The following is a 564-nucleotide window of genomic DNA, read 5'->3' as shown; positions in this document are numbered from 1 at the left end:
GCCACGCGGACGCGAACACCGGAAACGTCGCAGCCAACCCACGACCCATCCCCGCCCACTGCGAACCCTGACCCGTGAACACGAACGCCATCCGGCCCGAGCGGGCGACACCGCGCACAGCTCCGTCGGTCACGGACGACAGCAGCTCCCCGGCCGTCGCGCCGACCCCGACCGCCCGGTACGGCAGCGGGACCCGGGACGCCAGAGCCCTGGCGACCGGGACCGCGTCCAGCGACGCCAAGGCCAGCCGGGCGATCTGGGCGGCCAGCGCCTCCGGTGAGTGCCCGCTGACCGGCCACAGGACGGGGCCGGTCTCGGCCGGGGCGGAGATCGCGACGCCCTGTTCCAGCACCAGGTGCGCGTTGGTACCGCTGATCCCGAACGACGACACGGCGGCGCGGCGCGGCCTGCTCACCTCGGGCCACGCGCGCTGGTCGGCCAGCAGCTCGACCGACCGCGCGGACCAGTCCACATGGGGCGAGGGCGTGCCCGCGTGCAATGAACGCGGGGCTACGCCGTGCCGGACGGCCTGGATCGCCTTGATCACCCCGGCGACGCCCGCCG

The 564-nt window shown here is 75.2% G+C and carries 1 protein-coding gene; it reads right to left on the bottom strand.

Annotated features, from left to right (window positions below; all coding sequences use genetic code 11):
* Positions 1-564 (bottom strand): ketoacyl-synthetase C-terminal extension domain-containing protein (locus tag SACPADRAFT_RS24775; protein WP_007027921.1); only part of this gene is annotated, 564 nt, incomplete at both ends.

Source organism: Saccharomonospora iraqiensis subsp. paurometabolica YIM 90007 (genome assembly GCF_000231035.2).
Lineage (GTDB): Bacteria > Actinomycetota > Actinomycetes > Mycobacteriales > Pseudonocardiaceae > Saccharomonospora > Saccharomonospora paurometabolica.
Note: the sequence above shows the minus strand (reverse complement) of the source record. Positions and strands in the feature narration are given on the sequence as shown.